The sequence below is a fragment of the Solibacillus ferritrahens genome, from assembly GCF_037027585.1.
Classification (GTDB): domain Bacteria; phylum Bacillota; class Bacilli; order Bacillales_A; family Planococcaceae; genus Solibacillus; species Solibacillus ferritrahens.
The window spans coordinates 1-5,968 of record NZ_JAXCLE010000039.1; the positions used below are offsets into that span (position 1 = coordinate 1).

13 protein-coding genes are annotated in these 5,968 nt (G+C 35.6%); all 13 read left to right on the forward strand.

Going from position 1 to position 5,968, the window contains the following annotated elements:
• Positions 1–749, forward strand: a 749-nt coding sequence (locus SNE38_RS18780) for a pre-toxin TG domain-containing protein (RefSeq protein WP_336047129.1), incomplete at its 5' end; no start/stop codon positions are given.
• Between the two features lie 15 nt (positions 750–764).
• A complete protein-coding gene (locus SNE38_RS18785; RefSeq protein ID WP_336047130.1) occupies positions 765–1,181 on the forward strand; it encodes a tetratricopeptide repeat protein in 417 nt (138 codons plus the stop codon).
• A 13-nt stretch (positions 1,182–1,194) separates the two neighbouring features.
• On the forward strand, positions 1,195–1,614 hold the full coding sequence (locus SNE38_RS18790; RefSeq protein ID WP_336047132.1) for a hypothetical protein: 420 nt from the start codon (positions 1,195–1,197) through the stop codon (positions 1,612–1,614).
• A 339-nt stretch (positions 1,615–1,953) separates the two neighbouring features.
• Complete coding sequence (locus SNE38_RS18795; RefSeq protein WP_336047142.1) at positions 1,954–2,241, forward strand: hypothetical protein; 288 nt, start codon at positions 1,954–1,956, stop codon at positions 2,239–2,241.
• Positions 2,238–2,891, forward strand: coding sequence for an SMI1/KNR4 family protein (locus tag SNE38_RS18800; protein ID WP_336047133.1), 654 nt, complete (start codon positions 2,238–2,240; stop codon positions 2,889–2,891). Before SNE38_RS18795 ends, SNE38_RS18800 begins: the two co-directional genes overlap by 4 nt.
• Positions 2,892–3,204: 313 nt before the next feature.
• The gene (locus SNE38_RS18805; protein WP_336047134.1) at positions 3,205–3,489 is read left to right on the forward strand and encodes a pre-toxin TG domain-containing protein; all 285 of its coding nucleotides are present in this window, start codon (positions 3,205–3,207) and stop codon (positions 3,487–3,489) included.
• Positions 3,410–3,727, forward strand: coding sequence for a DNA/RNA non-specific endonuclease (locus SNE38_RS18810; protein WP_336047135.1), 318 nt, complete (start codon positions 3,410–3,412; stop codon positions 3,725–3,727). The genes SNE38_RS18805 and SNE38_RS18810 overlap by 80 nt, the downstream gene beginning before the upstream one ends.
• Before the next feature lie 2 nt (positions 3,728–3,729).
• Positions 3,730–3,948, forward strand: coding sequence for an immunity protein YezG family protein (locus tag SNE38_RS18815; RefSeq protein WP_336047136.1), 219 nt, complete (start codon positions 3,730–3,732; stop codon positions 3,946–3,948).
• 80 nt (positions 3,949–4,028) lie between these two features.
• On the forward strand, positions 4,029–4,211 hold the full coding sequence (locus tag SNE38_RS18820) for an immunity protein YezG family protein (protein ID WP_336047137.1): 183 nt from the start codon (positions 4,029–4,031) through the stop codon (positions 4,209–4,211).
• 810 nt (positions 4,212–5,021) lie between these two features.
• Positions 5,022–5,141 carry a hypothetical protein gene (locus SNE38_RS18825; protein WP_336047138.1) on the forward strand — a complete coding sequence of 40 codons (120 nt, stop codon included), beginning with the start codon at positions 5,022–5,024 and terminating at the stop codon, positions 5,139–5,141.
• Complete coding sequence (locus SNE38_RS18830; protein ID WP_336047139.1) at positions 5,092–5,307, forward strand: hypothetical protein; 216 nt, start codon at positions 5,092–5,094, stop codon at positions 5,305–5,307. The genes SNE38_RS18825 and SNE38_RS18830 overlap by 50 nt, the downstream gene beginning before the upstream one ends.
• Before the next feature lie 156 nt (positions 5,308–5,463).
• Positions 5,464–5,637, forward strand: a complete 174-nt coding sequence (locus tag SNE38_RS18835) for a hypothetical protein (RefSeq protein ID WP_336047140.1) — start codon at positions 5,464–5,466, stop codon at positions 5,635–5,637.
• The coding region (locus SNE38_RS18840; RefSeq protein WP_336047141.1) for an SMI1/KNR4 family protein at positions 5,634–5,968 on the forward strand (335 nt) is incomplete at its 3' end. The genes SNE38_RS18835 and SNE38_RS18840, both read left to right, overlap by 4 nt.

Here is a 5,968-nt window from a genome sequence, read left to right on the forward strand (position 1 = left end):
CGTCCTTCAAAGAGGGCGGCTATAAAGACGTAATCTCTGCAGGATTAGACTTTATTCCGGTAGTAGGAAATGCGAAGGCATTGGTTGAAGCCGTGATCGGAAGAGACCCAATTACCGGTAGAAAGTTGGAAAGCTGGGAACGAGGAGCATCAGTCGCTGCTATTTTAGGAGGACCTTTAGTAAAAGGTGTGAAGCATGGAGGAAAGGCAGTCGCAGGCATTATTTCGGGTGGGCAAAAAGCAACAAATAAAACAGTAAATCTAGCCAAGTCCCCAACACCGAAGAATACGACAAAGCAGCAAGTACCGTCTCAGGCGAAAAGTGAAGCAAGCGCAACAACGGCAATACCTGCGAAATCGGCTACCACTGATAAGAAAAATAAAGCTAAGAGAGTTAAGAGTCTAAGGGAGCAATATTTAGGAAGAACACCAGGCAAAAAATCACGTACTGGTCGTGAAGTAATAGAAAGAATGAAGAATGAAAAACCACCTAGAGTTAGAACAACACGTAACGGAGAAACAGAGTTTAAGGATAGTGAGGGAGAATGGCATAATATTAGAGAGGCGGATATGGCTCATATAACCGATGCAGTCTCATGGTGGAACAAATTCGGAAGACATCATGGTGCTAAGTCAAAGGAAGTAAGGGAATGGATGTTAAACTCAAAAAATTATGAATTAGACCATTATAGTCTGAACCGCTCAGCAGGGGCAAAATTAGGTGAGAACTATTTGCCACCTACCAAATAATTGGAGGTAGAATTCATGGAACTGAATGATAAAATTTATGCGCAAATTTTAAAGTTATGCGAAGAGGGGGATTCTTTAATTGATGAGGAAGAGTTTGATCAAGCGATAGAGAAGTATTCCACTGCCTTAGAACTAGTGCCATCACCAAAGATTGACTGGGAAGCAAGTACTTGGATTTATACAGCATTAGGAGATACTTATTTTATCAATGATGAGTTTGAAATGGCAAAGAGTCATTTTTATAATGCTCTAAATTGCCCGGATGGCATTTCAAATCCATATATTTTATTGAGACTTGGAGAGAGCCTATTCGAATGCGGAGAGTTGAATAAAGCAAAGGAATACTTGTTAAAGGCTTACATGTTAGAAGGTTATAAGATTTTTTTTGAGGAAGATGATAAGTATTTTGATCTAATTAAAGATATTATTTGAGGAGGAAATAAATATGGCTTACCTACAATCCCCTGTAAAAGAGAATTTTGAGTCCCTTGTTAACAAAAGTAATGAACAATTTGAAAACGGTAATCATAATGAATCAATTAGAACTCTGGAAGAAGCGTGGCAGTTATTACCTGAACCAAAAGGGATATATAGTGAAGAGAGCTTTCATCTAGTGAAGGATATTATTGATACTTGCTTTATTATAAAAGATTATAAAAAGGCAAAAGAATGGTCGGACAAAATGTTTTTAACAGGATTAGCACGAAAAGATACTGGTAAAAAGGAATTTATTTCAGGAAAAGTATCATTTGAATTAGGCGATGAAGAGTTAGCTAAAGAGTTTTTTAGTATTGCGAATAAAAAGTCGGAGGGTAGATGTTTCGAGGGTGAGGATACTAAGTATCTTAAATGCTTTAAAAGTTAGAATTGCAGTCTTTGAAGTAACCCAATGAATGTGCATTGAACAGGTAGATTATGGTCATATATCACCATAATCCACCTGTTTTTTTCATCATTCATACCCACATTTAAGATATGGATAGTTAAATTGCAAGCACCGTCCTTGGCAAAGAAGGAAGCAAGCGCAACAACGGCACCACCTGCGAAATCGTAGGAGCAGGGTAAGGTTGCGGGGAATGCTAAACGGCCAGGGGGATATCAAAAAGGAGACGTTGATGAACATGGCTATTTAAGTCCAGGGGTTAATCGGTCACCAGGAAATAAAAATATTGCTTCTGATAATCGAATACAGTCTCACCACCCAATACAAAATGAGTGGGCAAAAAGATGGGCTAAAGAGGGAGGATTTGTTTATAACGACAAGAAAGCCCCCGCATTACTTCTCCCATCAAGTTCTGGTCTACCGCATGCAAAAATTTCTTCTATGCAGAGGAAACGGAGAAAAACTGAGGGTTTTAATACTGATATACGTTATGAATTTAATGAGAGCTATAGGGAAATGATTGAAGCTGGGGTTGACCAAAAAACTGCACGAAAAGCAATGGTTGATGCATATAAATATTTCGATAGTTTAGGAGGATTTGTAAAATGATTAATTTATCAATGGTTTCAGACTTGATAAAAACCAGGGCAGCAAGTGATATTGAAATTCAAGAAGTAGAAAATCTTATGAATGCTATATTACCAAATGCATATAAGGATTTATTAAGGTATACAAATGGTTTTTCAATTGGTGGTGGTGTGGTTATATATGGTACGGAAGATATTGTGGAAAGAAACGAGACTTGGGAAGTAGATGAATATGCAAGTGGATATATCTCTATTGGTGATGACGGTGGAGGTAATGTTTTCTTAATGCTTAAAAATGCAGAGGAAAAAGAAGTATTGGTTATTGATTCGGGGGTGATGAACCCAACTCATGCTACTATAATTACCTCGGATTTTAGAAAATGGGTGAATAGTGGTTGTTTATGTGAAACAGAACAGAAAACAGTAATTGAGCCACCTGATACTTGTAATATAGTGTTAGCAAAAACTCCTAATGAAGGCTTGAAAGATTTAATAAGAATAAAGAGAGTATTAGGGATTGAGATTTCAACAGCCGATCTATTAAAGGGTTCAAAAAATCCTCCTTATATATTAATAGAAAGATTCCCATATGGTAAGGCAAAGAAACTAATTGAGAAATTAGGACCCATTGGTACGGTACTGAGTATAGAGCCGATGGGTAAGAATAATTAATAGTAGCAAGAATAGAACTAGTTATAAAAAGTAACAACTCTTTGATTTTGCTCAAAGTCCTTCAAAGTTTTTGAATTAAATAATTTTCTGACCTTCAATAGGTATTTTTTTTGAATTCGATGATATTTCTAACTGAAATTAACAGTCTAAAAAAAGAGAAGAAAAAGGTTCCGGCATTAAAAGAAACGCCTATAAAAGTACAGTTGATATTACTAGCGATACCCTCCCTTGAAAGGAACTTGGGTTATATTTCCTAATTTTGGTCAGTAAATTCATTTGTGCAGAGATAAAAGGTAACGTGATTAGAGCACTCTTGGATAGGAAGAAAGTCGCGACTAAAGCGAAAAAGCAAGTCAAAGCAGCCATAAAAGATACGAAAAAAGTTTTGACAAAAGTCGGTAGAAAAGTTTCCGCTGCGTATACGTCCTTTAAAGAGGGTAGCTATAAAGGGGCAATCTCTGCAGGATTAGACTTTATTCCGGTAGTAGGAAATGCGAAGGCATTGGTTGAAGCGGAGATTGGAAAAGACCCAATTACCGGTAGGAAATTGGAAAGCTGGGAACGTGGGGCATCAGTCGCTGCTATATTACCTAGCTGATGATGAGAGTGGTCATTTGATTGCAAGTATTTTCAAGGGTTCTGGTAATATAGACAATCTTGTTCCAATGAACGATAACCTAAATAAAGATAAATGGAAGAAACTCGAGGTAGAGGTGAAAATAAAGCCGATTTACAAAGGTGATTCACAAAGGCCGGTTAGTTTTGATAAAGAATACAAAATTGGCAAGGGAGATTGGGAGTTCAAAGAGTTTGAAAATAAACCTGGAGGTAAGTAGCTATGGATGAAAATAAGTTAGGAAGTATTTATAATAACATTGTTCAGACAGTAATAAAAACCATACCAGAAGAATGGGAAGAGGTTTATGTAAACGGTGAAATTACTGAAGATGTCCGTACTGCATTCTTTTATTATTATCCTGAGAAAGGTAGGATGCCTGTACACAGTCATAATATCTCGAATATTTTCGAAATAGAAAAAGAGGATTGTAAGATATGATGGAGACAGTTATTGGATGATTTAAAGGAGCTATGGTATGAATTTAAAATAATGATCAAGAGCCTTGGACAAATCTTACAATGATTTTCAATAGTGAGGGTAAGTTTAAAATTGATTATGATTACGAAGATTTGTCTGAAGCTGACGATTACGAAAGACGAATTATTTGGAAGCACAAGTATCTAAATCTCTTACCAGAGGATGAAGATGATAAAAAATTCTTGGAAGAATATCTAAACAACTTTGAAGAAAATAATACTTAAAAAATTAAGACTAGAATTACAATCCTAGAAGAAATTTATTTTCAGTTTGTCTTCGTTTATTGCTAGAATTTAAAATGATTTTCTCCCTGCAATAGTTACGTTTGGTAATTAATATTTTTTCACAACCTATTTTTTAGTAATATATTCAAACAAAGCACGGATATTTATGGTGAACGTGATAAAGGAATTAATATTTGATTGTACTTTGGATATGGTAAATTGGGACTCCGATTAACTGGTTACACATACAATAATAATAAATCAAAAGATCATCGGAATGGTTAAGAAAATCCTTGTATAAGAGAAATCTTGTACAAGGATTTTTTCATTTAAATTTTTCAATCCACTGTTAAGGATAATGGTGGAGTCCTACCGTTTTATAGTATAGATAATGGAGATTACTTCTGCCTTCTTTGCATTGAGTGTCCAAACACAGAAGTTACTATTGCTCACATTTTTAGGAGGATTCTATGGATAATAAGGAGAAACCAGTAAAAATAATATACTTATAAGTTACTGTTCAGAGTTATTACAAGTGAAAATTGATCCTTATGCCAAAGAACTAATTGTTACATTTGCTCGAGCTCTACCACCTAAACTAGCATATACCATGTTAGAACCAATTATGGATGGGCGTGCGAGGGGAGATATACGAAAAGAACTAAAATTTTCAATAGAAATACTTAGAAAGCCTAGATTGGTTCAATACCATTCAAGGTTTTTCTGCGAGTTTGGTATTAGATACAACTAATACCAACAAATCTTCATGCTAACATTTCACATGGAAGAGACCCAATTACCGGTAGAAAATTGGAAAGCTGGGAACGTGGTGCATCAGTCGCTGCTATTTTAGGAGGACCTTTAGTAAAAGGCGTAAAATATGGTGCAAAGCTCGGAGCAAAGGCTGTTTCAGGGAGCTACATCGGGTAGCAAAGCAACAAATAAAACAGTAAATCCGGCCAAGTCCCCAACACCAACGAATCTGAAAAAGCAGCAAGCACCGTCCTTGGCAAAGAAGGTAGCAAGTGTAATAACGGGACAACCTGCGAAATCGAAGGAGCAGGGTTGCCGAGAACAAATGGGAAATGGCTGGTAATGGGAAATGGTATTCTGATAAACCTGAAGTTAAGAGTATAACGAATGGCGAGGGTGTAGAATTTATTGATGGTAGACCTAAATTTACACCTTGGAGTAAAGGTTCTATTAAATTTAAGGCTCTAAAAATGATTTTAATTTAGTAAATGAAAAAATTATGCAATTAAAAGGGTTTAAATCACAGAATCAAGCAAAGTCTTGGTTAAAAGAAAATAGCATAACGCCTCGTCATAAAAGTTCTACTGAAATTGAGTTAATTCCAACAGACTTAAATGGTAATATATCTCATATAGGTTCAGCATCAGATTTAAGAGGAGGAAAATCAAAATGAACAAAATAATAAAGCGAACATTAAATGAAATAATGGATTGGGAAATGGTCGTCTCAAAAAAAGAAGATGCATATAAGTCAATCGAAACAATTGAACGATTGTATGGTGTAGATTTACCATTAGCCTACAAAGAGTTTTTACATGAATATGGAGGATATTTTATTAAAGATAATATAATGTATCAGCCTATTGAAGTTACCCCTGTAACTCCCGAGGATGGTTTTGACTCGATAGGTGGTTTTTATGGAATTACTAATAATGCCTATAATATTGAATCAATCATTCAAACTTATAAAGGTATTTTAGGAAGTATTGTAATGCCTATCGCAGA

Bases quoted from the DNA above. Each gene is read 5' to 3' on its own strand.
- SNE38_RS18835 (WP_336047140.1), top strand. From the start codon at position 5,464: ATGCAATTAAAAGGGTTTAAATCACAGAATCAAGCAAAGTCTTGGTTA.
- SNE38_RS18790 (WP_336047132.1), top strand. From the start codon at position 1,195: ATGGCTTACCTACAATCCCCTGTAAAAGAGAATTTTGAGTCCCTTGTT.
- SNE38_RS18820 (WP_336047137.1), top strand. From the start codon at position 4,029: ATGATTTTCAATAGTGAGGGTAAGTTTAAAATTGATTATGATTACGAA.
- SNE38_RS18830 (WP_336047139.1), top strand. From the start codon at position 5,092: ATGGTGCAAAGCTCGGAGCAAAGGCTGTTTCAGGGAGCTACATCGGGT.
- SNE38_RS18800 (WP_336047133.1), top strand. From the start codon at position 2,238: ATGATTAATTTATCAATGGTTTCAGACTTGATAAAAACCAGGGCAGCA.
- SNE38_RS18815 (WP_336047136.1), top strand. From the start codon at position 3,730: ATGGATGAAAATAAGTTAGGAAGTATTTATAATAACATTGTTCAGACA.
- SNE38_RS18785 (WP_336047130.1), top strand. From the start codon at position 765: ATGGAACTGAATGATAAAATTTATGCGCAAATTTTAAAGTTATGCGAA.